This window comes from Thermosporothrix sp. COM3, assembly GCF_059696735.1.
The window spans coordinates 2,637,709-2,663,574 of record NZ_AP019376.1 but is presented as its reverse complement, the minus strand read 5'-3'; the positions used below and the strand labels follow the sequence as shown (position 1 = coordinate 2,663,574).

Here is a 25,866-nt window from a genome sequence, read left to right as displayed (position 1 = left end):
GCCTGATATCGGGGGAGCTCAAGCCGGAGCTCTCCCGCCAAAGAAGGATTGTAAGATTAGCTCTCGCTCCGCGACCTGGCGCTGCTCAAAGGCGCGAAGAAGCTCGCTGTCGTCATAGGTGACAGTTTTATGCTGAAGCGTGTAGCGTCCGTTTTGAATTGTGAGCATGGCATAGCGTGCGATTGCATGGGTGTAGCAGCCAAGCGAGCCGGGATTGACGTATCTGGCCTTACCGAGCATGTCCGAGAAAGGATGATGATGGCCATAAAAAAGCAGATCAGCACTCTCATCCTTGAAAAGCTGGTCCATCGCGGCAGGTGTGGGCTCTTGAACGATTGGCAGAAAGTTATCCCCTTCGGGAGTTAGCCCATAGTGAAGGAAGGTCAGGCGTACCCCTTCGATTGTCTGCTGAACCCGGTACGGCCAGCGGGCAACAAGAGAGCGAAGTTGTGGGTCAAGCATCTGATGCGTCCAGTTAAGGTGTTCATCCTCTTTTGCCCACTCGGGCGGTCCAAAGGCGAAATAGGCATCATGGTTTCCCATAATGGCGGTCAGGTTGGGCTGTTGTAGAAAGAGATCCAGCGTTTCGGCAGGATAGGGACCAATCGAGATCACGTCTCCGGTATGGACCATCATATCACAGCCCTCTTGCTTGATCGCGTGCAAGGTTGCCTGTAGTGCGGGCAGGTTTGCATGTATATCGGTAAAGATCGCGATTCTGATTGTCATACGAAAATCCTCCCTGATAGTGATCTCAGTATAGAACAGAGCGTGGCGGAATACAACAGGTTATGTGTATCAATGTGTTCCTTTATAAAGCACTCTTTCTTGCTTTGCCCGAAAGTGGCGTCTGGTCACGTTTCAGTATTCGTCTTCCATCGGTTCAAGTGAGAGTATTTCGGCTAAGGCGTCATTGGCCTCCTCTTGCACCGCTTCGTAAGGGTCCTCAAACCGTATGACACGAAGCTGCTGTACCAGCCGATCTGGAATATGCCGGCGAATGCGTCGTAATGCTTTATACGAAATATATGTACTATAGTAGAAAGAAACGGAAATGTCAAAGAGAAGGGGAGAAAAATGCCAGTCTCTGGAAATATGCGCAGAAGGAGAAGAGCCCCTCCTGCTGGTGTTACAGCAAATCGCTATAGAACTCACGCACATAGCTATGAAAGCTGGTAAGGGATTCAACACACTTCCAGCTTGCATGAGTGAGTTCATCGCGTCGCTTCTCAATCGCCACGATCGCTTTTTCAGGCCGTCCGGCTTCCAGCTCATCAAGCACCGAGTGGATCACTGGAAAGTTGTAACCAGCCTCTCGAAGCAGGACGACCACGCGCAAACGTTGCATATGCTGTTCGTCGTAGAGGCGGTAGCGGCTGATTTTGTCGCGTTGCGGGTGCAAGAGGCCTTGCTGTTCCCAGAAGTGTAGCGCCGAGACACGTACGCCTACCTGCTCGGCGGCTTCCCCGACGCGGTAACGATGCTGTCGCCGGGGCTCGTGAACAAGCGTGGTTTGTGAGGCTAGCGTGTGCAGGGCAGAAAGCGTCTGTTCAACCTGAAGCCGCCTCCGGGCAAGGTCTGCATGATAGGAGTCGATCAGGGCGAGCGCAGCGGAGAGGTCGCGTCGATGAAGCGCTTGCATGATCGCCGGCGCATACTGCCAGCCATACCCGCCAATCAGGTGGCGTGCCGTACTCAGGGCTGCCAGATGCTGCTTCGTATAGAGCCGATAGCCGCTCTTGCTGCGTGTGGCAGGCGGCAGGAGGCCTCGGGCTTCGTAGTTGCGCACCTGCTGCACGCTGATCCTGGCTGCTCGGGCGAGATCAACGGGGCGCAATGTGTCGTGACGTGTCATAGAAAACTCCCGGCTAGATGGATGCTCTTCTCTGCATTTTATACCACATCCATCAGCCTGAACGGGAGGTCCCTGTCATCCCGGTGCCTCTCGATCCTTGCTCTTTCGATGAAGGGGAAGCCAGTGCCGAGAGGACCACACCCCTCATCGGCAGGGCTGGCAGGTTGGCTTTATTTGGCCTGCCACTCGCTGGCAAGCATGCCATAGATGACAAGATCATGTGGTTTGTCGTGGAGCCACTCGAACTGGCGGAGGATTCCTTCCTGCGTGAAGCCCAGGCGTTCGGGGACTGCGCGGCTCCGCTTGTTTCCGGTGGCGGCATGGATCTCGACCTTATTGAAGCCATATTCCTGAAAGGCGTAGGTCACAAGGGCGCTGGTTGCACGGGTGATAATCCCTTTTCCCTGCGCGTCCTTGTCGAGCCAGTAGCCGATTTCGGCCATACGGCGTATGTGCTGGATGCGAGGAAAGCCGATCGTGCCAACGATGTGGCCACGATACCAGATACTGGTAGGAAGCTGCTGCCCTCGGGCGAAATCTTCCATGCTTGCCTGCATATATGCCTGCAAATCTTCAAACGAATAATCGGGTTTTGCCCACGGCATCCAGGGGCGCAGGTGCTCGATGTTGCGCCTGGTCAGGGTGTAGAATTCCTCAGCGTAGCGCTGCTCGTGCAGACGGAGTTCAATTTCGTCGTCAACACGGATGCTGAGCGGAGATACTGGCATGGAACCTTCTTTCTGTCATCAAGTATTTGTACAGGAGGCTGGCACCCTGTAAAGTGCCAATCTACGGATAATGCCAGTATAACAGATCCTTTATCAAGAAGAAAGAGAACGCCGGCTATCCTTTTTCTATGTTTGCTCATTGCATGGTATATCTATTGAGAGATGCTTGATACGAACAGCGCCGCTGCCTGCGAGCAACACGCCAAACAGCAGTTCGCGGGCCTCATAGGGCACCGACGCTTCAACGCAACAGCGCTGATAGGGCTGTGTGCCGTTCAGCACGCCCTTGTTCTGGTAATAGAGACCGAGCATCTGTTCCTCGCCATCGACCCGCACCCAGAGACTACAGTATTGCTCAACAGCTTCCGCTTGCACTTCAGCGGTCAGCCTGATTTGCTGACCGGGGGGTGCCTGTATCTTCTGTGCCAGGGCGCCGAAGCCGTCCTTGCAGGGTTCTTTTGCGCGAAGTAGCGCGACATGGTCGGGCTCAAGCTCGATAGCGTAGCGATGCGGGTGGCTGCCAGTCAGGGCCCAATCTGTGAAGCCGTGAGCGAAATCGAGATTGGTCGGTTTGTCGGGTAAGACGGGGGCGGTGCTTGGGCGCGTAAAGGTGACGTGCAGAGGGAGCAGCCGCACGGGCGTGATATTACGGACAAAGAGCAAATAATCAAACAGGGAAGCAGGAGCAAGCATACTGTAATACGTTTCGGGGCGTTCAGGCGAGTAGCTGGCCCCGATGTGCCGAAGTGGGCGCGCCTCGGTGAGCGTTCTTGCTGCTTGAAGCGCCTCCTGAGCGGTTTCAGCAAACAATGCCTCATAGCTTCCCGGCAGTGCAGGTGGGAGCACCTGCTGACAGAGTTGCCCGCTTTCATTGAGTGCCTGAATGCTTCCCTGATAGAAACACTGTCCCACCGCCACAAAAGCCGAGCCATACATTTCATGAAGCACGGCTCCCGGGCCCGTACCCTGTTTCTTGATCAGATGGTTATGCCCGCAGAGCAGCAGTGTCGTTTCGGGTGGCGCTGACGCCAGCAGATGACTGAGAATGGTGACCATTCCATGTGTTCGGGCGCGATGGGCCTCGGCGCTCTCCGGTGCTGCGAGCAGCGCTTCCGCCGCCAGAACTGCCCGGGCGTCCAGAGCAAGCTGTGTGAAGGTTTCCGGCGATGAGCGAGCGATCAGCGCGTCCTGGTGGCGCTGAAGAAGCGCGCTGGCCTGTTCACAGTTGCTTCGACAGCGTTGTTTCAGTTCGTGGGTCTGGTGCTTGTAACTGGTCCGCATTTCAGGACGAAGTTTATAAAACGGGCTATAGAGCGCATGGAGTTCCCGCGCAAGCTGCGGAAGCCTTGCTTCAACTGTATGCAGAATGCGTTCGATTGCAGTATGATAGGTCTGGATATCGCACCCGGCGATCTGTACTCTTCTGGTCAAGGGGGCGTTCGCGTTATACTCGCGCATCCAGTTGAGGATATCGAGCATTTCTTCTGTGTTGTAATTCCAGTAATAGAGGTTGCTTAAGAGAAGCTCCGGCTTTCCAGTCTGTCTACCCTGAATGTACTCATTGAGAGGGACACTCTCCGCATAGGGAGCGTCCAGCACCAACAGGACGCGACGCTGTTGCGCAAGTAGAGCACGAAGCACGTTCAGCCGCATAAGTGTGAATTCACGAGCCCCGCGAGCCGCCTCACCGAGGGCAAGAATACGGAGATCTGGCGGAAAGAGCGGTGCCAGATCTGAAGGGGTAAGGGGATCCATAGCTTTTTTCTGCTCCTTCTGATAATCGTTTACACTTTTTGTCTCCATTTGCTGAGCTTACGTAGTGTCATAATGCAATGGTGTCTTTGTCTGGCTGTCTGCTCAAAAAAGAGCCGTGTCTGTTCAGGATAGCGCTGTGAAAGCATAAGATAGTGATGCACTATTTCTTTACGTGTTGCCAGCTTTTTGAGGCGAAGGGAGAAGGTGTACTCAAGGGCGGCGATGCTGTTCTGTATGTCCTGTGCCGAGATCAATTCCCGCTGTCGCCTGAGCAGCGAGAGAAAATACGAGCAAAAGCGCTGTATTGCTTCCTCGGTGCAGAATGTCCGAGCGTACCCGGCAAGGAGTGGGTGCATTCGATAGCGCCCCATCGCGGTGACTTCAATAAGACCGGCGTCGACCAGCGTGTCAAGCTCCTGCGCGCTCTTCGCGGTAACGAACAGGGCCGCTTCTTCTGAAAAAGAGGCCGGAAAGAGCGAAAGCGACGCCAGGGCCTCACGCGCGGGGCCGGGCAGGTGACCGATGCTTTCATCAAGAACGGCCTTAAGAGTTGGTGAAGAGGTCGATGACCGTGTGCTAAGGTGCATGAAGAAAAGGGGGAGCTGAAGGAGGGTATCGGTGTAAAGGAGCTGCTCGACTGCATGCACGATTCGTCGATTCTGATAGGTATGCGCCTGAGCCACCAGAAACATTCCCATCATATTCAGAATCAAAGGGAGCCCTGCGGCCTTGCGGACGAGCTGTTGTACAGAGCGAGCATCGATGCGATGCAGTGCCGGGGCCAGTTGCAGCAGGAATGCTATACTCTCCTCAGATGTCAGCTCGGGTACATGGAGAAGCAGAGCGGGCGTGCTGGCAAACTGTGCGGCAATGCGGGGTGAGCGAGTCGTCAGGAGATAGGCGCAATGCGATCCTCCAATATAGTAATGCTGGATCTCGTGGAGCGACCAGACATTGTCAAACACAAACAGGATGCGCCGCGTGCTCACAGCAGACCGAAGCTGTTGTTGCATCTGTTCTCTGTCCGTTTGCTCGGGCAGATCCAGCAGTTTGCACCAGCGCTGAAGCGTCTCCTGAACGTCATCATAGGAATTGGCCCAGAGGATGCCATCTTTGAAATGATCCCGTACCTCAGCATCGGCGGCCAGTTCAGCCGGAAGCGCTGTTTTCCCGACACCGGGCAGGCCATACAATGCGATGAAGTTGCCTTCTTGCTCGTTGAGGAGTAGCTGTTTCATGGTGGCAAGAAGCCTGTCACGCCCGAAGAGAGGGCGGATATGCGAAGGTCGAGCCGGGATCATTGGATCATAGACGGGCGATGCTGATGGTGCGGGCAGAAAGCCCAGATCTTCAGGATTCATGGAAAACAGTTGACAGAGTTTCTGCTGATATTTCAGGCTCGGGCTGCTGGTTCCATTCTCCCAACGGCTGACCATATAGTTCTGCGGCACGCCCAGAAGCCGTGCGACATCCTGTTGTGTCCAGCATTTTTCGAGCCGGGCTCGCTTTAATAACAGATTAGGGGATGCACAATCTGCTCTTTTTACTGGCATAGCGCTGTACCTCTCTGCTTTCTCACTACCAACCAATTTTGACCCCTATTCAAGCACGCCGAGAGCGCTGTGTGTGACGGGTGGAGTGCAAGTAGCGATGGATTGCCCCTGCTCTCGCGTGCATGCGTCAGACAGATAGAATCGCTTGCTGGTAAACAGTGATCCCTGGACATGGGACTACTCACGGGTAATGCAAACTACATAGATATGTATAACATACTTGTTGTGTATAATTCAAGTAACAAAAATATTGACAGCTCCCAGCTTTATCTCTAAGAATACTGGTGGAATACTTAATAGAAATGTGAAATATATTTTTATATTTATATATGAGAAAATATGATGGATTTGTTTGTTGCGGATCTATTTAATAAAATGATGCGTTTGTTTCTGTATAGATAAATGGCTATGTGTTATGCAAAGAAAAGATAAGAAAGTGATATTTGCAAAGAGGAAAATGTATTTTATCATTGAGAGCAGAGATCACGCGTCTGATCTCTGTGAATGCACGAACAAGATGGAGAAAGGAGTATCTCAATGGAACAGCAGTTGAATCGGTCTCTCCTGGCGAAGAAGTGTCTTACCTCTGACAACAATGAGCAGGATCAATTCCAGCTTGACGTTCGCGTGATGCAGGCTCCGCGTGGTGCCGAGCAGCCTGACGCAGCTACCACAAGTTTCGTCACAACGTGCTGGTCTTGTTCACGTTGTACTGATTGCAAAGGCTGTTAGTACGGCAGGTCGTAAGGATGGGGTACCGTCAGTCTCTGACGGGCCCTATCTGCATCAGGAGCAGGGAGATGATGGAGGAAAAGAGGCTTGACGCACGTCAGCTTGCCGAGGCGCTGGCAGCGCGCTTACGTGATCCGGCCACCGTCCTTGAAACGGTCGAGCAGGCGGGGAGTACAGTGCCGTTGGAATGGGGCAGCGCGTGGTTTACAAATAGCTTTGCCAACCTGGCCTATTTTTATCTCTACCTGTACCATTGCCTGGCCGAGGAGCATTTGCTGCACCATGCTATGCAGTATCTTCGTCTCGCCGCTCGGGCAACGCAGGATATTCCCCTGACCCAACCGGGCTTCTATGGCGGGAGTAGCGGGTTCGCGTGGATCGTCGGTGAATTCGCAGAGGTTGAGCCTCGATATACTCCATTATTTCAAACTATGCGCTCTGCGGTCGCTGAACAGGTACTTGCAACTGATTGGAAGCGTGTGCAAGCGTGCGTCATAGCGCGGGACTATGATGTGATGTCAGGTGCGGCGGGTGTGCTTGGTTATATGGTTTCCCTCAAAGAGTTGGGGGCGCAGGAGCAGGACGCGCTCTCACGTTTGCTCGATTATTTGATATGGCTTGGTGCGCCGACCGAGTGTGGCGCGGAACACTGGCTGATTCTGCCGGAGAATTACCCTTCAGACAAATATCGGCAGGATTTTCCCCGGGGCTATTTTAATGCCGGGCTGGCGCATGGCATTGCTGGCCCGTTGAGTGCGCTTGCACTGGCCTGGCAGGCCGGTTATCGCCGCGAGGGACAGCGGGAGGCTATGCGACATATCACTGAATGGTTGCTGCGCTTCAGTCTGCATGATACATGGGGCATCAACTGGCCAGTCGGAGTCTCTATCGATTATGTGCCTGATAAAGGGGCTCCATTAGCTCCCGCAAGGGCAGCGTGGTGTTATGGCGCACCGGGAATTTCCGCAGCGCTGCGGCTGGCCGCGCGTGCGCTTGGTGATACGCGACTGGCGGAGATCGCGGTTGAGGGGCTGGAAACGGCCTTGAAGCGCCCACGAGATGTACAGTATGTCTTTTCGCCAACGCTCTGTCACGGCTTCGCGGGCCTGCTGACGATCTGTATGAGCTTTTGCCGGGAGAACCACGCCTCCCTTGAACCGTATCTTCCCGGGCTCATCGAAGAGATTCTGCAACGGGCTCACCCGGAGCATGCATTCTTACTGCGTGATGAGGAGATCCCGGGGCATTTTGTGGATGATCCGGGCTTTCTTGTAGGCGCTACAGGCGCTGTCATGGCCCTTTTAGCGACCGATACAGCGGTGTATCCGGCGTGGTATCGCGCTCTGCTCATCGCATAAGGAGAGAGTCTATGGAGATCTATCAACCGGCAAATTTCTTTCTGGTGCGCTGTCCTCTTCTCCCTGCTGAGACCTTTTTACAGCTTTTCCCACAGGAAGTACGCCAGCCAGACGAAGCCTATCAGCACACCTATGGGGAGGCGCGTCGATTGGTCTCCCTGCCGCTGGTTGAGCGGGCGCTGCGTGTTGCCAGTACCGATATCTTCGAGGGAATCGCGTATATGCAGGAGAACGCGCCCACCAGGCGACGTGAGCGGGCGTATTCCAGAGTGCTGCGCTACCTCAACCGCATGTGCATGCGCCCCACTCCCTTTGGCCTCTTCGCGGGCGTTGCCGTAGGCACGTTCAGCGATGAGACGACACTTCAAGCCGGGAGTCCGCTGCTTCACCATACCCGAACGCGCCCCGACATGAGCTGGCTTCTGGCGCTGATCCAGCAGATTGAAGAGGATGCCGAACTTGTGCCCTGTTTGCGAGTTCAGGCAAATCAAGCCGTCTTCGTGGCCGGACATCGTGCCGTACTTCCCCATGCAGATGTCTACGGAATTGGTGACGCGCGCTCGATCACGCTGCGTGCGACGCCGGTTGTGTGCTTTGTGCTGGAAGCGGCGCGTGAGCCTCTTCCCTATGTGCATCTGGCGCGAAAGGTGCAGGAGGCGTTTCCGACCGCATCACCGCAACAGGTGGAGCAACTGCTGCGGCAATTGTGGGAGAACCATTTCCTGATCAGCGATCTGAGACCCCCGCTGACCTCAGCGCAGCCCGAGCGCTATGTGCTGGATCGTCTCCGGCAGCTTGAGCAGACGGCTCCGCTGGCGGCACAACTTGAAGAGGTGATCGAGCTGGCGGGGGCGGTTGATCGCGCCGAGCAGCCGTTAGAGCGCCTGGTATACAAGCAGCAGCAGCTTCTGCCGAATCAGAAGGGGCAGGCATTTCAGCTTGATGTTGCGCTGCATCTGGAGCGACCTCAATTGCATCGCCAGATCGGCGAAGAGGTCACTGAAGCGGTCGAGGTGCTGATGCGCCTGTCAACAGCGTCGGGCTATTCCGCACACTTGCAGCAGTACGCGCACGCCTTTGTAGAGCGCTACGGGCTGGATGCGGAGGTCCCGGTCCTGGAACTGCTCAGCCCGGAAATGGGACTCGACGCGCCCCCGGGCTATCTGGAACCGCCTCGTAGCTATGCCTTACCACCAATGGAGCGTGCTCGCTCGGAGAAACGGGATCAGCTCCTCTGTTCACTCCTGGCGGAAACGCTACAAAAGGGGCACGACAATCTCCATTTGACAGATGAGCTGGTGCAGCAATTGACGCTCTGGGAACCGGACGGGCAACATTTGGCGCCGCCACCCGCGCTTGAATTGTTTTTGCAGGTGCAGGCCGAGTCACCCGAGGCAATCGATCGAGGAGAATGGGTAGGCGTGATCGCGCCCTCTGGCCTCTCCTATGGGGGAAGAACCTTCTGTCGCTTCTTTGATGTCCTCGGCGAGTATGGGCTGAATCGGTTACGAGCCTATACCAGACAGGAAGAGGCCCTCTTTTCTGAGGATGTCATTTTTGCGGAGATGAGCTATCTCCCAATCTTCGGACGGGGGGCAAATGTTGCTATCCGTCCCGATTTGCGCGACTACGAGATTGTGTTGAATACCACGCCATCAGCTCGACATGTGCTTTCATTGCAAGATCTTGTGGTAGGCGTTGTGGGTGAACGCTTCTCGTTGCGCTCCAGGAGCCTCGGCAAAGAGGTGATTGTGACGCAGAGCCACCTGCTGAACCTGCAACGAGCTCCCAATGTGTGCCGTTTCTTGCTGGAAATCTCAGAACAGCGGATGGCCGGGCCAGCTCTCTTTGATTGGGGCATGATGGCATCCGCGCCGTTCCTGCCCAGAGTGACGCGGGGGAAGATGATTCTCAGTCCTGCGCGCTGGAACCTGCGTCCTGCCATGATCGAGCTGGACGGAGACGGAAGCGAGCAGGAACGCTTCTTCCGGGGCGTCCGGCGCTGGCGTGAGCTCTGGCGGGTGCCGCGCTATGTCTACTTGAGCCACTTTGATAACCGGCTGTTGCTCGATCTTGAGCACCCGTTGTGTGTGGCGGAGCTGCGTGAGGAGCTGACGAAGGCGAAAGATGGGCTGCGGCTTGAGGAGATGCTACCCGACTTCTCGCACCTCTGGCTTCGCAACGCCGAGGGACAACCCTATGTGGCCGAACTTGTGGTGCCGGTTCTGTTGCGCGATCGTGCTCTGTTGCAACGATCCTCAGAGCAGGCAGCGATACAGCAGAAGGTCTATCCGCCGCGCCCGGTCTCGCAGCTTGAGCGACGTCAGTTGCCAGGTGAAGCGTGGACCTATCTGAAGCTCTACACTGTGCCGGGGCGGCATGATGAGGTGATCGCTGGTCCCTTGCGCACGCTTGTTGCCGCCTTGCAGGAAGCGTGCCTGATTGATCGCTGGTTCTTCCTGCGCTATGCCGATCCCGCGCCGCATCTGCGTGTGCGCTTTCATGCAAGCAGTGAGCAGCATCAGGAAACGGTGCTGCTCTCAGTGCTGGACTGGGCCCGGGAACTGGTCCGACGTGGCATCATCAGCAATATCGTGATGGAGAGTTACGACCGGGAGATTGAGCGCTATGGCGGTCCCGAGGCAATCGATGCGCTTGAGCAGGTGTTTACGGGCGATAGCGAACGGACCTCGGCGCTGGTTGTGGCACTCTATAACGGGCTACTGACGCTTGATACAAAGCTGGTGGCTGTGTTCACGCTTGATTGTCTGTTTGAGCAGTGGGGCTATGATTTTGCTGAGCGGTTGGCGTTTCTTCAGAAGCGCACCCGGAAATACGAAGCAAGCGACGTATTCCGGCCGCTGCGCAAGCAATTTTGTGCGCTCCTTGAGGGAGAGCCTGACGCGCAGCGCGATCTGCTATGTGAACTGAGTCTGGATCGCGAGGGCATTGTGCGACAAACAGCCAGCCATATCAGACAACTGGCTCAGAAAGGTGCGCTCTGGATGCCCGAGCCCTTCATTCTGGAAAGCCTGGCGCATATGCATATCAATCGGCTGCTCGGTATGGATCTACAGCAGGAACGCACGCTCTATGCCTGCTGGCGGCATGCGCTTGAGAGCGTGCAGAAGCGGCGTATCGCAAAGGAGGGCAAATCGTGAAATTAAGCGTGCTGGATCAGCTTCCGGTCTATACTGAGGCGGCACAGGCCGTGCGTGAAAGTGTGGCGCTGGCTCAAGCTGTCGAACAGCTCGGCTATACGCGCTTCTGGGTTGCAGAACATCATAGTGACCCGGTGATGGCCTGCGCCTCGCCCGAAGTGCTGGTTGCGGCTATCGCGGCTCAAACGTCCTCTATTCAGGTGGGAAGCGGCGGCGTGATGCTTCCCTACTATAGTTCGCTGAAAGTCGCGGAGACCTTCCGCCTGCTGCACGCGCTCTATCCCGGGCGTATTGATCTGGGTATCGGTCAGGGGCCGGGAGCCAGTGCAGAGGCGATGGCAGCTCTCAAGCGGGGCGTCGATGAGCCATATGACCAACAGATACGCGCCTTACTCCATTTCCTGACAGCCACCGATTCAACGGTGCGAGCCATGCCCGAAGGATGCGGCGCTCCGCGTGTCTGGTTGCTTGGCGGCGGCACAAAGAGCGTGGAGCTTGCCGCGTCCCTCGGGCTCTCCTACTGCTTCGCCCAGTTTATCCAGAAGCGCTGTTTCCCGGAAGTGATGCAAACCTATCGTGCCCATTTTCGCCCTTCCGCCTTGCAGGCTGAGCCCTGTGCGAGTCTGGCCGTGCGCGTCATCTGTGCGGAAGAGGAGGCGGAAGCGCACCGGCTTGCGCGGGTCTTCTGGTTGACAGCGATCAGGGCGCAACGGGCGCTACCATGCGAGCGGCTGCCAGCACTGGATGAGGCGCTGCGCTACGAATACGACGAGCAGGATCAGGCATTTTTGCGCGAGCATGAACTGTTGATGGTTGCCGGGACACCCGAACAGGTGCGCACGAGGCTGCTCAAGCTGGCCGATATCTATGCTGTTGATGAGCTTGTTGTGTTGACTATCTGCCCGGACTATACCGCCCGTGTGCGTTCCTATGAGTTGTTGGCCTGGGCGTTTGCTCTATGAGAAAACGGGAGGCGTGATGGTATCGCAGATACAGCAAGCACGGGAGCAGCAACGAACCGAGCAGCCGGCTGCTATTGTTGTTGAGCGGCTCACCAAGCGCTATAAGCAGGCCAGAGAGGAGACCCTGCGAGGGATCTCCTTCTCAGTTGCGCAAGGCTCGTTCTTTACGCTTCTGGGGCCGAATGGGGCCGGGAAAACAACGACACTCTCGATCCTCACGACCTTGCTGCTCCCGACGAGTGGCAGGGTCACCATTGCCGGGCTTGATCTGGTGCGTGAGGCTCGTGAGGTGCGGCGGCAGATCAGCGTAATTTTTCAACAGCCCGGGCTGGATGTGCATATGACTGGCGAGGAAAATCTGCGGTTCCATGCCTCGTTGTTTGGCTTCTATCCCTTCCGTCCGGCGTATCGCCTGATGCCTGTGCGCTATCGCAAGCGCGTGATGGAACTCGCGGCGCTCTTTGAGCTGGAACGCGACCTCTTCCGCCCGGTCAGCACCTATTCTGGCGGGATGAAGCGCAAGCTTGAGGTGATGCGTAGCCTGCTCCAACGTCCTGAGATTCTCTTTCTGGATGAGCCAACCGCTGGCCTGGATCCGCATAGCCGTGCCCGCCTGTGGAGCTATCTGAAGCGCATTCGGAGTGAATATGGACTGACCATTTTTTTGACAACTCATTATCTTGAAGAGGCCGAGCAGGCGGACACGATCTGTATTCTGCATAAGGGAAAGATTGTGGCGTTCGGCTCTCCCGCGGAGATCAAGGAGGCACTCCTGCAAGAATATATGCTGGTTGATGCTGCCGATCGGGAACGCCTGCTTGCCGAGCTTCGAGTGCTCGGGCTCCCGTTCAGCGTGGAGCGACGCGTGAAGCTGCTGGTGCGCAAAGAGCAATTTCACCGGGCACTCCGTTCCATTACCACGCCACTGACGGTGATCGAGACCTATACCCCTTCACTGGAAGAAGCCTACCTTCACATTACGGATGGTCGGGAGTAATGCATTATGAGCAGAATGATGAGCGAAATACATGCAATTCTCACGATTGCCTATCGCGACGTGTTGAAGTTCTTTCGGGTGCCGCTCCGCCTGCTCGGGACGTTGGCCTTCCCGCTCTTTTTCGTCGGTATGCTTGGCACCAGCTTTCAACTCAATCTGGGGCAGAGCGTGGGGTACAATTTGTTGACCTTTATCTTTACGGGGGTATTTGTACAGACGCTCTTTCAATCAACGAGCTTCGGCGTTATTTCTCTGGTGGAAGAGCGGGAGACGAATTTCACGCAGGAGTTCTTTGTTGCGCCTATCTCGCGCTACTCGATCATCTTCGGAAAGATCCTCGGCGAATCGCTGGTGGCGCTGCTTCAGGCACTGGCGCTGCTGCTTTTTGGTCTGCTGATCGGCATTCCGCTGACGCCTCTTCGCTTTCTGCTGATGCTGCCAGTTGCACTGTGCTCCTGCCTGCTTGGAGCTAGCTTCGGGCTTTTCCTGTTGTCCAGCTTCAAGAGCCAGCGGGCGGTAGCCGAGGTGCTGCCATTCTTTATCTTCCCACAGCTCTTTCTGGCCGGGGTTTTTACGCCAATGAAGACCCTGCCGTGGTACCTGGATGTGCTCTCGTATCTGATGCCGCTGCGTTATGCCGTCGATCTTGCGCGGAATTTCTTCTACGCAGGGCAGCGCGAATACCCGCTGGTGGTGCTGGGTCATCCCGCGCTCAATCTGCTGGTCATGGTGGCGCTCTTCACCGTCTTCTTTCTGATCGGGACGCTGGTCTTTGTGCGAAGCGAACAAAATCGTTGAGGCAGGCGGAAGTGAACTTGAGCGTGTAAAAGTACCAGGTTCTGGGCAGGGCTTGACGGTGAGGAGATTGTCTGATACAATGCAGAAGTTATTACTGTTGCATGGCATCGGGCAGGTAGTTAGTGATAGGCCTGTTGACTATAAAAAGGCACTAAAGAGTCTGAGCAATCCTCTCTATAGATGAATCTCTCCTGTGTTTGTATTCTGATAGCAGTTCACAGCATTGCTCCTACATCCTATACGGCCTGCTCCTGGTATGCCCTGTCAGCACATTGTTGACAGGTAGCTATAATGTGTCCGCAAGGGGCACGTTGGCCGAAAGGATTTTTAATGCCATCTTTTCAAGACCTTCTTTTGCAAGCTTCGACCTGTAACACTCTGGCAAGAATGGGGATTACAGAACCCACGCCGATTCAGGCTCAGGCTATTCCTGCTTTGCTCGGTGGACATGATCTCGTCGGGCAGTCCGCGACCGGTTCAGGCAAGACGCTGGCTTATAGTCTCCCGCTGGTGGAGCGGCTGGCGAAAGAGAAGCGTGTGGTACAGGCGCTGGTCCTCGTACCAACCCGTGAGCTGGCTGTTCAGGTAAACACGGTATTAAGCAAGCTGGCGGGAAGCCGCAAGCTGTCAACGACGTTGCTGGTCGGTGGGCGCCCTTATGGTAGCCAGATCTCGTCACTGCGCTATGGTGCTCAGATTGTGGTCGGAACGCCGGGCCGTATTATGGACCACCTTGAGCGCGGAAGCCTGTCCTTGAGCCAGTTGCGCATCTGTGTGCTGGATGAGGCCGACCAGATGCTTGATAGCGGCTTTGCGCCGGTGATCGAAGAGATTCTGGCAACAACCCCGGAGACGCGTCAGATGGCTCTGTTCTCCGCCACTATGCCGGAATGGGTCGCGAAGATTCAGAGGAAGTTCCTCAAAGATCCCGTTCAGGTTCTCATTACGCCTGCACAGAGCGGGCAAAGCACGATTGAACAGATCGCCTATCAGGTGTCGCAAGAGCAGAAAATGGCCGCGCTCTGTACCCTGCTGCAATCCTCTGAGGGCGGCAGTAGCCTGATCTTTGGCAAGACAAAACACGGTGTTGAGCGGCTCGGAAAGCAGTTGAACAAGCTTGGCTTTGCCGTCGGGACACTGCATGGTGATAAGAGTCAGCGAGCTCGCGAAAAGGTATTGAGCTCTTTCCGGCAGGGCGAGGTACAGACACTGCTTGCGACCAATGTCGCGGCGCGTGGCCTCGATATCAAGGGCATCCATCAGGTAATCAATTATGAGCTGCCTGAGTCCAGCGAGCTATTCACACACCGCATCGGACGAACCGGGCGCATGGGTCAGCAGGGCAAAGCAATCACGCTGCTGGTACCGGCTGATGTGCCTCGCTGGCGACGCATGGCGCACAGTCTGGGCCAGAAAGTGGTGTTGCAGCGCTTTATGCTTCAGGACGAGCAGCCACTTCCTCCTGTCGAGCTGCCAGAGCCGGTTCAGGAAGAATTGCCTGTCCCGCAGGACCGCAAGCCGTTTGTGCGCGAGCGCGCTCGCCGTACCGAGATGCGCAAGCCACTGCGCCGAGAGCAGGCCGCTGGACAACGCCCGTTTATGAAGGGTGACCGCAGAAAAGCAGGGAAGCGACCCGCATTTCTGGCTTCCGATGGGTCACGCCGTTCGGCATCGCCTCGCGCATAGAAACAACTCAGCGCCCGACTAGAGAAGCCGGGCGCGTTTTTGTTGCTCTGGCATCGCTTCAGGGACAACCGGATAATGTGGGATGGGAAAGCGCCGACAGAGCGCTTTCACGTCGTCCTGTACCGTTTTTCGGAGTTCAGGGTCAAGGGTATAGTGGCGGTCATCCTGTACCTCTAGAGCTGACAGGACGCGATGAAACAGTGCGATGCACTCCTTCATCTCTTCGGCGCCCATGCCACGCAAAGCGACGCTATTTGTTCCTAAACGAATGCCACTGGTGACCTGCGCGCTTCTGGTATCCCCGAAAATGCGATTCTTATTAATAAGGATGCCGCATTCTTCCAACGCCTTTTCTGCTACCAGTCCAGACATTCCATTGGCCCGCATATCGACCAGGACAAGGTGATTCTCGGTTCCGCCGGTAAGGACCCTGTACCCGCGTGCCATCAGTTCCCGGGCCAGTTCCCGGGCATTGCTGACGATACGTCGCGCCAGTTCCCGGAACTCGGGCGTGACAACATGGGCCAGCGCCCGCGCCTTTGCTGCGATGCTATGCATGCTCGGTGTGCCCTGAACGAAGGGAAAAACCGCTCGCTGGATCATGTCGGCAATGGTGTGTTTCCCATCGGGTGCCAGCGCTGTATGATCTTTGCCAAGTAGAATCAGCCCGCCCCGTGGCCCATAGAGCTGTTTATAGGTGCTGGTCGTGGTAAAATGGGCCTCGTCTATCGGGCTTGGATGCTCTCCAGCCGCGACAAGACCCGCGATATGCGAGATGTCGGCAAGCAGATAGGCGTTGACTGAATCGGCAATGGCCCGAAAGCGCTTGAAGTCAATCGTTCTGGGATAGGCGCTTGCACCACAAATGATAAGGCGTGGCTTGTGCTGCCAGGCGAGGGCTTCAACCTGTTCATAGTCAATGAAACCGTCCGGGGTCAGACTGTAGCCGATCGCTTGAAAGTATCTGCCTGAAATGGATGCCTTTGAGCCATGCGTTAGATGCCCACCCGCGTGAAGATCGAGCCCGAGCAGCGTGTCTCCCGGCTTGAGCACGCTGAAGAGCACAATCTGATTGGCGCTACTGCCCGAGTGGGGCTGCACGTTCGCATAGTGAGCTCGAAAGGCTACTTTCGCTCGCTCAACTGCCAGCCGCTCAATCTCATCAATAACCTCGCACCCCGCATGAAATCGCGCTCCCGGATAGCCTTCAGTCGTGACGTTGTTTGTAGCCGTGCCTTCACAGGCGAGCACCGAGGGATCGGCAATACTGGCTGCTGCGATCAGGGAAAGGGTTTCTTGCTGACGATAATATTCCTGCGTTAACAAATGATGGAGCTGTTCATCTTCTGTTTGCAGTCGTGTATGCCCATATGAAGCAAACTCTGATAGAATATCGTTGTACATCTTCCACGCCTTTCTCTTGATTTCCGATACGTTATCCCATGCAAAGCTGTTCTACCAGCTTGAGCAGGGCCTGTGTACGAGGATACCGCAGCGAGAGCATCTCAAAGAGGGCAAGCTGTTCTTCTGCGGCTGCCATGCGTCTGTTCAGGATCTCATCTATCTCATCGCGAACAAGCGAGCGTTCCTCTTCGGTGAGGCTCTGGCGTGCAATCATCCAGATATGGCGTGCCAGCTCGGTCGCGTCGATGCCCTTGATCTGGGTCGCGAAGCCGTGCTTGCGCGCATTGCAGCGTGCTGGAAGCAGGCGAGTAAGGTCATGCCAGGTCAGCGGCGTGCTTTCCAGGAAGGCGAACACTTCCTGATGGCTGCGTATCAGAGCTGTTTGAAGCACAAAAGGGATGCTCAGGCGCTCCCAACCGGGGTGCTTCTGGGTGGGCAGGACGGTTGCAGAGGCACGGCCCTCAGCACAGATAAAGCCCATGTGCACCTTTGCCTCGCGAAGCAACTCATGCAAAAGAGGCTCATTTCGCGTTTTGATGGCCTGAGCAAAGAGGCGTGGGTCAAGTCGGTCGGCTTCTGGCAGGTGTATCCGAATGCGTGCGCCCCCGCCTGGATAGTAGAGGAAATCAAAGCCGTTGCAGATATGCGCGACGCTCGGGCGGACCTCCTGTTCCTCGCCGGTTTCGATATCGACTGCTCGAATGCTCTCGGCCTGAAGATAGGTCAGCGTATTGAACTCCTGCCAGTCCTCTGGCTGCACAACCCCCAGAAAGGCAAGCTTATAGTTGTGGTGCGCCTTTTGGCGTTGAGGAATAACCATCGGGCGTTGAGATTTCAAGACATAGGCGTAATAGTCTGTGAGCCCCATTGGTTTAGAGGGCAGATTTTTGGCATTGGCTCGATCCGCGAGGTAGCGGCTGCGAGCAAGCATTCCTCGCCCTTTCCAGATTTCCAGGCGATAATCTCGCTTGCCTGTTACCTTACCTCGATAGAAAGGCGCATTGGCTGTCAGTAGTGTGAACATCCACCCGCAGGCCTGAAGAACAGCGATTTGAGAGGCGGCTTGCTCCAGTGTCAACGAATTCCAGGGCTGTACAGAAGCAGCCAGTGAACCGATTTCATGCCACCAGCCTCGCCCTCTTTCGGGCTCGGTCGGGTAGATCTTCTTCAGCGTATCGAGTGAAACCGAGGATAGGCCAGGACGATAGCCACGAAACAGGTCATAGAGTGGCTTGGGCACGACATGTTGATAGGCCTCAACGGGATCTTCAAAGGGATGAAACGATGAGGAGAGCAGGGTTGCCTGACATTGCCGTTGTAGAAGCCGACAGGTGGTAGCGATCGCTTGCTGATACATGGTGACCAGTTGCGGGAGATGGTATGAGACGGCTCCTTGAAACTCAAGAATGTGTTGCGCTTCATCGTAATCAAGGTTTACCGGTTGGACGGCATGTTCCCTCTCTTTCTCGATGATTGCCTGTACCTGTTTTTGGGCAGGGGTGTCCAGAGGAAATAACCGCCATGTGCCGCACTGCACCGCCAGAGTTTCGACCTCTCCCCCATAGGTCGGAACTGAATGCTGTCCTGACTCGTTCACGCTTTTCTCTCCAAAACTACACCAACAAAAATGAGAAGAACAAGGAATTGATATTCTATAAGGGCTATCTATGTATTCAGAAATATTATTAATAAATCCTGTAAGAGCTATCTTTCAGGAAAATATTGCAAAATATTGTTTCCTGATATAGACTAACATATGAATAGTATACACGTCAAGAAAAAGATACTTCGCTGTTTGCTTTTACTTGAAATGCGTATACCGTTCAAGATGTTTTAAACGTAGCGCGCATGCGAAAGAAAGAGGTGAATAGGATATGGAGCAACATGTCACTCTCCCTGATGAGGCCTTCTATCAGCCAAATTTCAGCCCCTGGCTTGGCTATGGCGAGTTTAAAGACATCTATGATCGCATGGCTTCCTCCACATTGCTTTCTCCTGCGAAAGTCTATGTGCTGTATATGCTGGCCCGGCAGGCGCTGTTTCTGCCGGGTGACTTTATCGAGTGTGGTGTCTATAAAGGGGGGAGCGCTTCGCTGCTCAACCGCCTGCTTGGAGAAACGGATGAGGCCCGCGCGAAAACGCTCCATTTGTTTGATACCTTTGAAGGGATGCCAGACTCTGACCCGACAAGAGATACCTATGCACGAGGGCACTTCGGCGATACCAGTATAGAGCGTGTTCGGAACGCGATGCCATATCCGGAGCAGGTGCGGTTGCATCAGGGCCTGATCCCTCATACGTTTGCTGAGCTGGAGACGGATGTACGCTTTGCTTTTGCGCATGTTGATGTAGACCTCTATAGCTCGTATCGCGATTGTTGTGAGTTCATCTATCCGCGCCTTGTTGTCGGCGGGTTTCTGCTGTGCGATGATTACGCGCTGCCCACGTGTCCGGGAGCGCGGCAGGCCGTGGATGAGTATTTCAGTACCAGACGCGCGAAACCGCTGGTACTTGCGACCGGGCAGGCTATCGTGTTTCGCTCCTTTGAGGAAGCATAGCGGGTGAGATGACGCGCTCCCTGAAGGGATGTCCTTCCTTGAGGGAGCGCAAAAGGATGGATCTTCTTGACAGATGTGAGGTGAGCATGATATACTCCGAACGTCGAAAAGGCTGGATCGGTAGGTAGCCCGATCGCTCCTGATCATTCGGGAGTAACTGTCCGCGCAACAACGCTCGGACCCCGACAATCAGCAAATAAACTATTGCTTTGCTGTATTACGGAGGTTCGGTATGTCTTGCGCTCTATCGACGCCCCTTTCATGCCCACACCTCCGCTTTCTGGAGGATACTATGCAACTCAACCATCTCAATCTCTGTGTTTCCAACGTTCCCGAAGCATGCTCCTTTTTTCAGCGCTGCTTTGATCTCCGCCTGCTTCAACAGCACAAAGAAGCCCTTGCAGTGCTCTCCGATGAGCACGGCTTCACGCTCGTTCTGATGAACCCGCAGGCGATGCGGCAAGAGATGCGCCCTTATCCCGATGGCTTCCATATCGGCTTTTTGCTTGACACGCCCGAGCAGGTCGAACAGACCTATCAGCGCCTTGTCGCCGAAGGCGTACAGTTCTTGCATGAACCTCGCAAGATTCGCAAGAGCTACGGCTTCTACTTTACCGCCCTCGACGATATTCTGTTTGAGGTCAGTTGCCCGTTGTCTCTTCAAGCAACAGCTCCACAGGAGTCAGCGTAACCAGATGTTCCCGCAGGATCGGGGCAAGCGGCATCAGTACCTGCTCGATATGCTCGATGGTGTCAAGTATCTCGATGCTGATCGGCAGGTTCACCGAAACCTCAACGAAGCGCTCTGTTTCTAGATGGTGCCGGGGCCCAAAGCCCTCGATCCCACGCGAAATGAGGACAGCAAGCGCTCCATGCTGCTGCGCTTGCTTCGCAATGACCCGGTAAGCGGGATGTCCCTGCCATTCGACTGCTTCACCTATGAGGATGCGCAGGCGCTTGCCGGGTACGGTTATCCATCGATGTGTGCTCATGTTGAAGGCTCCTCTTCTGCGATAAGCCGCAATGCGTGCGAGCGCTCGACATAGCCTTTCAGATGACGATCGGCATCGATAACAGGGATAACGGTGTGATGGGCATGCAGCAGGCGTTCAATGGCCTCTCGTATGGTTGCTGTTTCCGGGATGGTGACAAGGCTGCTGTTCATCAGCGTGTCGGCGCGTGGCCCGAATTTCTGTGAGGCTGATTCTGGTCTACCCCGGGTCCAACTGGCCAACCAGCGGAGGAAGCGCGAGCGGCTCTCGGCCTGGATCTGTGTCAGCACATCGATATCGGCGATAATCCCGACAAGGTGGCGCTGTTCATCGAGCACAAAGACGCGCCTGAGTGGTGAACGCACCAGTGCATCGGTGACCGCTCCCGTGGAGTCCCGGGTGAAAACGGTCGGGCAGGTCGTCGCGGCAATCGCCATGACGGAGCTCTCAAGTGGCGAACCTGAGCTAGGCTGAGCGGGCTGCTGTTCAGACTGTATCGTTTCGGACATCAGTGGACTGGTAACAGTTGCAAGCAGAATATCGCTTCTGGTAATCATACCGAGGAGTCGTCCATCTTCTGCCAGCACAGGGAGCTGTCTGCGCCCGGTCGTCAACATCTGTTGTGCGGCTGCTTTCAGCGAGCTAGTTGGCGTGATCGTCTGGACCTGCCGATTCATGATATCCTGTGCTTGAAGTGTCTGCCTGGAAGTTGGTGGTGACGCATCAAGCTCCTGAGCGGTTCGCAGGGCGCTTCGTCGTACGGGTAGGACATTTGTACGGATCAGATCGCCTGTGCTGATGATGCCAAGCAGGCGCTGCTGCTCGTCAACAATCGGCAGGACGCGGAAGCGGGCGGGAAGCAGCAGTTGTATGACCTCCTGTGCAGATGCCGTTGGCGGAGCTGTCGTCAGTGCCGTTTCCATGATCTGCTGTACGGTAAGATGGGTCGGGATGCCATGCGGAGTAGCGTGGCTGTACGCAAGCACTTCAACTTCATGCAGCGTCATCAGGCCCCCCTGAAGCATCTCCTGAAGCTGTGGTAGCAGGCGACGTATGCGTTCTGGCTGATCGATAATCTGGATGATGAGCGGAACATCCGAGGAGAACTGCCAGGCTCCACTGTGATGCAGGCGCCCGGTCGCTCCATAACCGGCAATTGCCCGACTGACGGTAATTCCTGAACAGCCCTGCGCTCGCGCCAGATTGACAATCGCGACAGAAAGCGGCTCTCCGTGCCATTGATCGGATTCCCCACAATAGAGTGTGAGTTCCTGTGCCTTTCCTTGAGAGAGCAAACCCACAGGTGCTGACCTCCTTTCTGCGTTTGCTATCGGGCAGAAAGAGTGTAAGCGGATCTATTCGTTCTTCATCGGCAGAAACAATACACTCCCAGTATAGCATAGAGTATTGGACTGGTGTGGTGCTTCTCTTCTATGCTTAAGAGTATGTGCGGAAAAGAGGGAAACACGGTGAAAGAGCAAGATACGAGAAGTTATTTCAGGGTATGTATGGAAGCATGAAAGCAGTGCCGCTCAGGAGAGAGTGTACTTCTGATTGCTCGATATTGTACTATCAGGTGCTCTGAAACGACGAGGTGATCTCTATGCAAGAACTTCAGCTTATACGGGTGCCCGAAGCAAAGGCTGCAATGCTCATTCGACGACCGATCGCGGAGGTATTTGAGGCGTTTGTTGATCCTGCAAAGACGGCGGCATTCTGGTTTACCAGAGGCAGTGGCCTCCTGGTAGCGGGCAGGGAAGTACTCTGGGAATGGGAGATGTTTCAGGCGTCGGCCAGGGTTCGGGTGAAGGCCGTGGAGGAGCCGCGGCGAATTCTGCTTGAGTGGGGTGAAGAGAGCACGCCGACCCAGGTTGAATGGACGTTCACGCCGCATGGCGAGGGCGCGACGTTTGTCTGCATCGTTGAAAGCGGCTTCAGCGGAAATGGTGATCAGGTAGTGCAATATGCACTTGAGTCAGTGGGTGGCTTTACACTGGTGCTCGCTGCCTCAAAGCCTATCTTGAGCACCATGTCTCGCTCAATCTTGTTGCCCACCGCTATTCTGAAGGGGGCACTGAGGCATCCTTTCGCGAGACATATTGCAGAGAAAAGGCCCATAGCAAGCAAAAAGGATGCTATGGGCTTCGTGCTGAACGCCGTGCTACACGGGAAGGACGACGCGCAGAATCCGCTCATTCAGTGCCTGTTTCCAGCGTACGCCGCCCTGTGAGTCGAGTGCTTGCAAAAGACTCTTCTCGTTCTCGGGATAGGGTACACTGGAATTATGCGTGCTGATATAGAGGTGTTCGTTGCTATAATATACCGAAAATGGGTCGATATCGGGCCTCTCTGATGGTGGTGTCCAGGTCCATGCATTGTCGCCGGTCTTCAGATCGACAGCCTGAAGCACGGTCTTCATGTTCCTATCTATCCGCACAACGTACAGATAGCGCTCGCCGAGCATGCCTTTGCGAAATCTGATCTGCTCATTTGCGTTCAGTGTTTTCTTCCAGAGTTCCTGCTGATCGCTTCTATGGAGGGCATAGAGTTCCTGGCTGGTTTGCCGCTTCTGGGAAGCTGTTCTTGAGAGAAAGAGGAAGTCCTGAGAGCTCACGACTTGATTTCCCGGGAACGTAGCTCCAACGGCTCCAGTACTGGCGCGAAGCTCAATAACTTTTTCGCCATTGATATCAGGAATAAGAAGGTTGCCGTTCATCAGAAGGAGATCCTCGCCCAATGTATATGGCTGCTCTTTCTTCCATTGAATATGTCCATCGTCCGCTCGGAGGGCGTAAATCGTGCCATCACTGTAACCATAAATGCTATCACCCTCGCTGCCGATAAAGCCAATACTATTGGAGGTTATAGGGACGGATGTTTGCCAGCGTGGGGCTCCATTGTGGGCTGTCAGGGCCATGAAGCCGGTCGGGTAAGCGCCGATAAAAACGAGATCCCCTTGCACAAAGAGCTGTGATGGGAGGAGATCTGTGAGCGGATGCCTCCATTGAAGAAGGCCGTCCTTGCTGGCGAGAGCATAGAGCGCCGGTGCTGTGGTCTGTACGAAGACGTTCTGTGACGTGGCGTAGATCTGGTCGACCGGCTCTTTGAAATCGTGTGTCCAGCAGAACGAGCCATCTGTTTCCCTCACACAGTAGACTTTTGTTCCGGCTGCAATATAAAGCGTCTTTGTCTGATTCGTGCTCATGAGCGTACTCTTTCTTTCTGGTGATGCACAGGAGATAACACCGCTCAGCAAGATGAAAATGAGCATGAGCAGTGAAATACGCTGCCGCATGTGCTGCTTCATTGTATGGTCCTCCTTTTACCTTAGCGTACCGTAAGGAAGAGGAGCACTGAAAGTGACATTTGACCTATTGTATGAGAATGCTCTATTTTATGGTAAGGTAAAGGAGTATATTGTTTTTTGCTCAAGGAAGGATACTCTATGATCGAGAGGGAGGCCATTGAAGCCGTCGTACAGCGGGTTCTACCCGGTCCTGTGAGCCGGATAGAAGCGGCAACCGGAGGGAGTAGCACGCTGGTATATCGAATCGTATCTGGCCATGAGACGTACTATCTGCGTTTTTTACCCGATCCTGATGATACCTTTGCCGCAGAATATGCAATCCATACCCGGCTGCGCCAGCTGGACGTCAGGGTTCCAGATATCATCTATTACGCGCCTTTTGATGAAACAGTGCAGTGCTCATTCCTGATTACAGGCGAGATCAAAGGGCAACCGGTGATGCAATCGGCCTTTCTCGACGAGGCGACCTTGAAAGCCATTGCCAGAGAGGCCGGGCAAGATCTTGCACGTATCAATTCGGTGCCAGTACGGAAGCACGGTCGTTTGCGTGAACTGAAGTCGGCGGATGATCTCTTTCTCACTGAGGCTGCTTTATCGCCTCGGTCGGAGCAACATCCGAACTGGCAGAACATGCTATCCATCTGTCACGGGGTGCTCTCTTCTCAGGAGCTCGACAGGCTCGAACGGGCGCTGCAAATGCACGATACCGGAGACGAGCAATGGTATCTGATGCATGGAGATTTCAGCATCCGCCATATCTATCAGGAGAATGGGCGCTACACCGGGATCATTGACCTGACCGATGCTCAGGGGGCCAGTCGTTGGGAGGACATAGGCTATTTTCATCTGCGCGATCGCTTGCGTGAGGCGAAGGTCTTTCCTTTGCGGCTGGAAACGGAGCTCCTGGAGGGCTATCAGGAGGTGATGCCGCTCTCCGCTGATTACAGGTGGCAGGTGTGCTTTGCCAGCCTGCGCCTTGCGCTTTTAATGCTTGCAGATCAGCTACAATGCAAGGGGATGGACGCGTTTGCCCATGCCCTTGTGCGGGTTATCCGCGAAGATGTCGAGGCGGTCTTGTGGGTGTCCCTTTGAGAGGGGAAGATCCCCTCTCTGCTCAGGCTGGAATACGCAGGCGAGCCGCCAGAATGGGCGGGACATCATAGTGTGCCCAGTCAAACGATGATCGTTGCGCTTCCTTTGGGGATGAGGGGAAGGCCGGCTCCTCCAGGCCATCCAGCATCAGGCCAGCACGGAAGCAGGCGTTGAACAGAAGGTGCAGCGGACGATCGAAGTAGTACTGAGCAACAGGCTGACCCTGCATCGCCACGCCTTTCTGTGGGCTGGTGCTCAGATAGGTCATAACTTTGACAGCATGAGTTGTCTTGATTTCGCCATTGATCGTCGTTTCTTCTGCAACCAGGGAGATGCCAGAATGATTGAAGCAGGGATGGCTGAGCGTGAAGACAAAGCGACCACCGGGCTTCACCACCTGACGAATGCCGCGCATCAGAGGCTCGATCTCGGTCATATCCATGATGCCCATATTGCAGACCGCAGCATCGAAGCGCCGGATCCCGAGAGCAAGCAGTTCTTCTTCGCGAGTTGCGTCAACCTGTCGAAACTCGATCTGATCAGTTGGAGCGATGCGGGCGCGTGCTCGTTCAATCATCGTGGCGCTGAAATCGGTCGCGACGACATGAGCGCCACTCTGTGCCATACGCCGAGCAAAAACGCCGTTCCCACAGGCGAGTTCGAGTACAGTTTCACCGGGTTGTAGCTGAAGCAAGCGCTCACTTGCTGGATAAACGAGCAGGCGCTGAAAGTCATTGCCCTCATCGCTCATGCTTGCATCCCAGAACGAGGCGTTCTGATCCCAGATCCGGCGTGTCTCTTCATGTAGTGTGGAAGAAGTTGGTTCAGATGTCATGGGGAACGATCCTTTCTCTTATGTCATGGTGTGTTCCAGTATAGCGCAGACCGAACTGAGAAACACCGTCAAAAAGCACGGCGCCCTATTTGA

The 25,866-nt window shown here is 55.2% G+C and carries 22 protein-coding genes; 11 read left to right on the top strand and 11 right to left on the bottom strand.

Going from position 1 to position 25,866, the window contains the following annotated elements; genetic code table 11:
* Nucleotides 1-18: 18 nt before the first annotated feature.
* The 5 genes from KTH_RS11540 to KTH_RS11520 all read right to left on the bottom strand — a co-directional run bounded on the left by KTH_RS11540 (nt 19) and on the right by KTH_RS11520 (nt 5,891).
* The gene (locus tag KTH_RS11540; RefSeq protein ID WP_497618693.1) at nt 19-729 is read right to left on the bottom strand and encodes a metallophosphoesterase family protein; all 711 of its coding nucleotides are present in this window, start codon (nt 727-729) and stop codon (nt 19-21) included.
* Nucleotides 730-1,129: 400 nt separating this feature from the next.
* Nucleotides 1,130-1,855, bottom strand: a complete 726-nt coding sequence (locus tag KTH_RS11535) for a MerR family transcriptional regulator (RefSeq protein ID WP_497618691.1) — start codon at nt 1,853-1,855, stop codon at nt 1,130-1,132.
* Between the two features lie 170 nt (nt 1,856-2,025).
* Complete coding sequence (locus tag KTH_RS11530; protein WP_497618689.1) at nt 2,026-2,583, bottom strand: GNAT family N-acetyltransferase; 558 nt, start codon at nt 2,581-2,583, stop codon at nt 2,026-2,028.
* Nucleotides 2,584-2,709: 126 nt separating this feature from the next.
* Nucleotides 2,710-4,338 (bottom strand): erythromycin esterase family protein, encoded by a 1,629-nt coding sequence (locus KTH_RS11525; RefSeq protein WP_497618687.1) that lies wholly within the window; start codon nt 4,336-4,338, stop codon nt 2,710-2,712.
* Nucleotides 4,339-4,367: 29 nt separating this feature from the next.
* Complete coding sequence (locus tag KTH_RS11520) at nt 4,368-5,891, bottom strand: NB-ARC domain-containing protein (protein WP_497618685.1); 1,524 nt, start codon at nt 5,889-5,891, stop codon at nt 4,368-4,370.
* Between the two features lie 537 nt (nt 5,892-6,428).
* On the opposite strand from KTH_RS11520, the gene KTH_RS11515 reads away from it, so the two are divergent.
* From KTH_RS11515 to KTH_RS11485, 7 genes are all read left to right on the top strand, one after another.
* Nucleotides 6,429-6,623, top strand: coding sequence for an FDLD family class I lanthipeptide (locus tag KTH_RS11515; protein WP_497618683.1), 195 nt, complete (start codon nt 6,429-6,431; stop codon nt 6,621-6,623).
* A gap of 68 nt (nt 6,624-6,691) precedes the next feature.
* Complete coding sequence (locus KTH_RS11510) at nt 6,692-7,981, top strand: lanthionine synthetase C family protein (protein WP_497618681.1); 1,290 nt, start codon at nt 6,692-6,694, stop codon at nt 7,979-7,981.
* An 11-nt stretch (nt 7,982-7,992) separates the two neighbouring features.
* Nucleotides 7,993-11,142: a lantibiotic dehydratase gene (locus KTH_RS11505; RefSeq protein ID WP_497618679.1), complete on the top strand. Its 3,150-nt coding sequence runs from the start codon at nt 7,993-7,995 to the stop codon at nt 11,140-11,142.
* Nucleotides 11,139-12,104 carry an LLM class flavin-dependent oxidoreductase gene (locus tag KTH_RS11500; protein ID WP_497618677.1) on the top strand — a complete coding sequence of 322 codons (966 nt, stop codon included), beginning with the start codon at nt 11,139-11,141 and terminating at the stop codon, nt 12,102-12,104. Before KTH_RS11505 ends, KTH_RS11500 begins: the two co-directional genes overlap by 4 nt.
* A gap of 16 nt (nt 12,105-12,120) precedes the next feature.
* Complete coding sequence (locus KTH_RS11495; RefSeq protein WP_497618675.1) at nt 12,121-13,101, top strand: ATP-binding cassette domain-containing protein; 981 nt, start codon at nt 12,121-12,123, stop codon at nt 13,099-13,101.
* Between the two features lie 6 nt (nt 13,102-13,107).
* On the top strand, nt 13,108-13,899 hold the full coding sequence (locus KTH_RS11490; protein ID WP_497618673.1) for an ABC transporter permease: 792 nt from the start codon (nt 13,108-13,110) through the stop codon (nt 13,897-13,899).
* Nucleotides 13,900-14,229: 330 nt separating this feature from the next.
* Nucleotides 14,230-15,585 (top strand): DEAD/DEAH box helicase, encoded by a 1,356-nt coding sequence (locus KTH_RS11485; RefSeq protein ID WP_497618671.1) that lies wholly within the window; start codon nt 14,230-14,232, stop codon nt 15,583-15,585.
* A gap of 18 nt (nt 15,586-15,603) precedes the next feature.
* On the opposite strand, the gene glyA is transcribed toward KTH_RS11485, so the two are convergent.
* Complete coding sequence (gene glyA, locus KTH_RS11480) at nt 15,604-16,989, bottom strand: serine hydroxymethyltransferase (RefSeq protein ID WP_497618669.1); 1,386 nt, start codon at nt 16,987-16,989, stop codon at nt 15,604-15,606.
* A 31-nt stretch (nt 16,990-17,020) separates the two neighbouring features.
* On the bottom strand, nt 17,021-18,586 hold the full coding sequence (locus KTH_RS11475; RefSeq protein ID WP_497618667.1) for a hypothetical protein: 1,566 nt from the start codon (nt 18,584-18,586) through the stop codon (nt 17,021-17,023).
* A gap of 277 nt (nt 18,587-18,863) precedes the next feature.
* On the opposite strand from KTH_RS11475, the gene KTH_RS11470 reads away from it, so the two are divergent.
* Together KTH_RS11470 and KTH_RS11465 are read left to right on the top strand one after the other, a co-directional pair.
* Nucleotides 18,864-19,547, top strand: coding sequence for a TylF/MycF/NovP-related O-methyltransferase (locus KTH_RS11470; protein WP_497618665.1), 684 nt, complete (start codon nt 18,864-18,866; stop codon nt 19,545-19,547).
* A 292-nt stretch (nt 19,548-19,839) separates the two neighbouring features.
* Nucleotides 19,840-20,238 (top strand): VOC family protein, encoded by a 399-nt coding sequence (locus KTH_RS11465; RefSeq protein WP_497618663.1) that lies wholly within the window; start codon nt 19,840-19,842, stop codon nt 20,236-20,238.
* Here the strand turns inward: KTH_RS11465 and KTH_RS11460 are convergent.
* Nucleotides 20,189-20,539: a DUF190 domain-containing protein gene (locus tag KTH_RS11460; RefSeq protein ID WP_497618661.1), complete on the bottom strand. Its 351-nt coding sequence runs from the start codon at nt 20,537-20,539 to the stop codon at nt 20,189-20,191. The genes KTH_RS11465 and KTH_RS11460 overlap by 50 nt on opposite strands.
* Nucleotides 20,536-21,840, bottom strand: a complete 1,305-nt coding sequence (locus tag KTH_RS11455; protein WP_497618659.1) for a DUF190 domain-containing protein — start codon at nt 21,838-21,840, stop codon at nt 20,536-20,538. The genes KTH_RS11460 and KTH_RS11455 overlap by 4 nt, the downstream gene beginning before the upstream one ends.
* Nucleotides 21,841-22,142: 302 nt before the next feature.
* On the opposite strand from KTH_RS11455, the gene KTH_RS11450 reads away from it, so the two are divergent.
* Nucleotides 22,143-22,769 carry an SRPBCC family protein gene (locus KTH_RS11450; RefSeq protein WP_497618657.1) on the top strand — a complete coding sequence of 209 codons (627 nt, stop codon included), beginning with the start codon at nt 22,143-22,145 and terminating at the stop codon, nt 22,767-22,769.
* Here the strand turns inward: KTH_RS11450 and KTH_RS11445 are convergent.
* A complete protein-coding gene (locus KTH_RS11445; protein ID WP_497618655.1) occupies nt 22,701-23,744 on the bottom strand; it encodes an outer membrane protein assembly factor BamB family protein in 1,044 nt (347 codons plus the stop codon). The genes KTH_RS11450 and KTH_RS11445 overlap by 69 nt on opposite strands.
* Nucleotides 23,745-23,984: 240 nt before the next feature.
* Between KTH_RS11445 and KTH_RS11440 the strand changes: the two genes are divergently transcribed.
* Entirely contained in the window at nt 23,985-24,938 is a 954-nt protein-coding gene (locus KTH_RS11440) for a phosphotransferase family protein (RefSeq protein ID WP_497618653.1), read from the top strand.
* A 22-nt stretch (nt 24,939-24,960) separates the two neighbouring features.
* Here the strand turns inward: KTH_RS11440 and KTH_RS11435 are convergent, their stop codons facing one another.
* Nucleotides 24,961-25,773 (bottom strand): class I SAM-dependent methyltransferase, encoded by an 813-nt coding sequence (locus tag KTH_RS11435; protein WP_497618651.1) that lies wholly within the window; start codon nt 25,771-25,773, stop codon nt 24,961-24,963.
* Nucleotides 25,774-25,866 lie beyond the last annotated feature (93 nt).

Coding starts and splice junctions, on each gene's coding strand:
- KTH_RS11490 (WP_497618673.1), top strand. CDS start 13,108: ATGAGCAGAATGATGAGCGAAATACATGCAATTCTCACGATTGCCTAT.
- KTH_RS11505 (WP_497618679.1), top strand. CDS start 7,993: ATGGAGATCTATCAACCGGCAAATTTCTTTCTGGTGCGCTGTCCTCTT.
- KTH_RS11485 (WP_497618671.1), top strand. CDS start 14,230: ATGCCATCTTTTCAAGACCTTCTTTTGCAAGCTTCGACCTGTAACACT.
- KTH_RS11435 (WP_497618651.1), bottom strand. CDS start 25,773: ATGACATCTGAACCAACTTCTTCCACACTACATGAAGAGACACGCCGG.
- KTH_RS11510 (WP_497618681.1), top strand. CDS start 6,692: ATGATGGAGGAAAAGAGGCTTGACGCACGTCAGCTTGCCGAGGCGCTG.
- KTH_RS11515 (WP_497618683.1), top strand. CDS start 6,429: ATGGAACAGCAGTTGAATCGGTCTCTCCTGGCGAAGAAGTGTCTTACC.
- KTH_RS11540 (WP_497618693.1), bottom strand. CDS start 729: ATGACAATCAGAATCGCGATCTTTACCGATATACATGCAAACCTGCCC.
- KTH_RS11495 (WP_497618675.1), top strand. CDS start 12,121: ATGGTATCGCAGATACAGCAAGCACGGGAGCAGCAACGAACCGAGCAG.
- KTH_RS11465 (WP_497618663.1), top strand. CDS start 19,840: ATGCAACTCAACCATCTCAATCTCTGTGTTTCCAACGTTCCCGAAGCA.
- KTH_RS11535 (WP_497618691.1), bottom strand. CDS start 1,855: ATGACACGTCACGACACATTGCGCCCCGTTGATCTCGCCCGAGCAGCC.
- KTH_RS11530 (WP_497618689.1), bottom strand. CDS start 2,583: ATGCCAGTATCTCCGCTCAGCATCCGTGTTGACGACGAAATTGAACTC.
- KTH_RS11450 (WP_497618657.1), top strand. CDS start 22,143: ATGCAAGAACTTCAGCTTATACGGGTGCCCGAAGCAAAGGCTGCAATG.
- KTH_RS11520 (WP_497618685.1), bottom strand. CDS start 5,891: ATGCCAGTAAAAAGAGCAGATTGTGCATCCCCTAATCTGTTATTAAAG.
- glyA (WP_497618669.1), bottom strand. CDS start 16,989: ATGTACAACGATATTCTATCAGAGTTTGCTTCATATGGGCATACACGA.
- KTH_RS11445 (WP_497618655.1), bottom strand. CDS start 23,744: ATGAGCACGAATCAGACAAAGACGCTTTATATTGCAGCCGGAACAAAA.
- KTH_RS11525 (WP_497618687.1), bottom strand. CDS start 4,338: ATGGATCCCCTTACCCCTTCAGATCTGGCACCGCTCTTTCCGCCAGAT.
- KTH_RS11440 (WP_497618653.1), top strand. CDS start 23,985: ATGATCGAGAGGGAGGCCATTGAAGCCGTCGTACAGCGGGTTCTACCC.
- KTH_RS11470 (WP_497618665.1), top strand. CDS start 18,864: ATGGAGCAACATGTCACTCTCCCTGATGAGGCCTTCTATCAGCCAAAT.
- KTH_RS11460 (WP_497618661.1), bottom strand. CDS start 20,539: ATGAGCACACATCGATGGATAACCGTACCCGGCAAGCGCCTGCGCATC.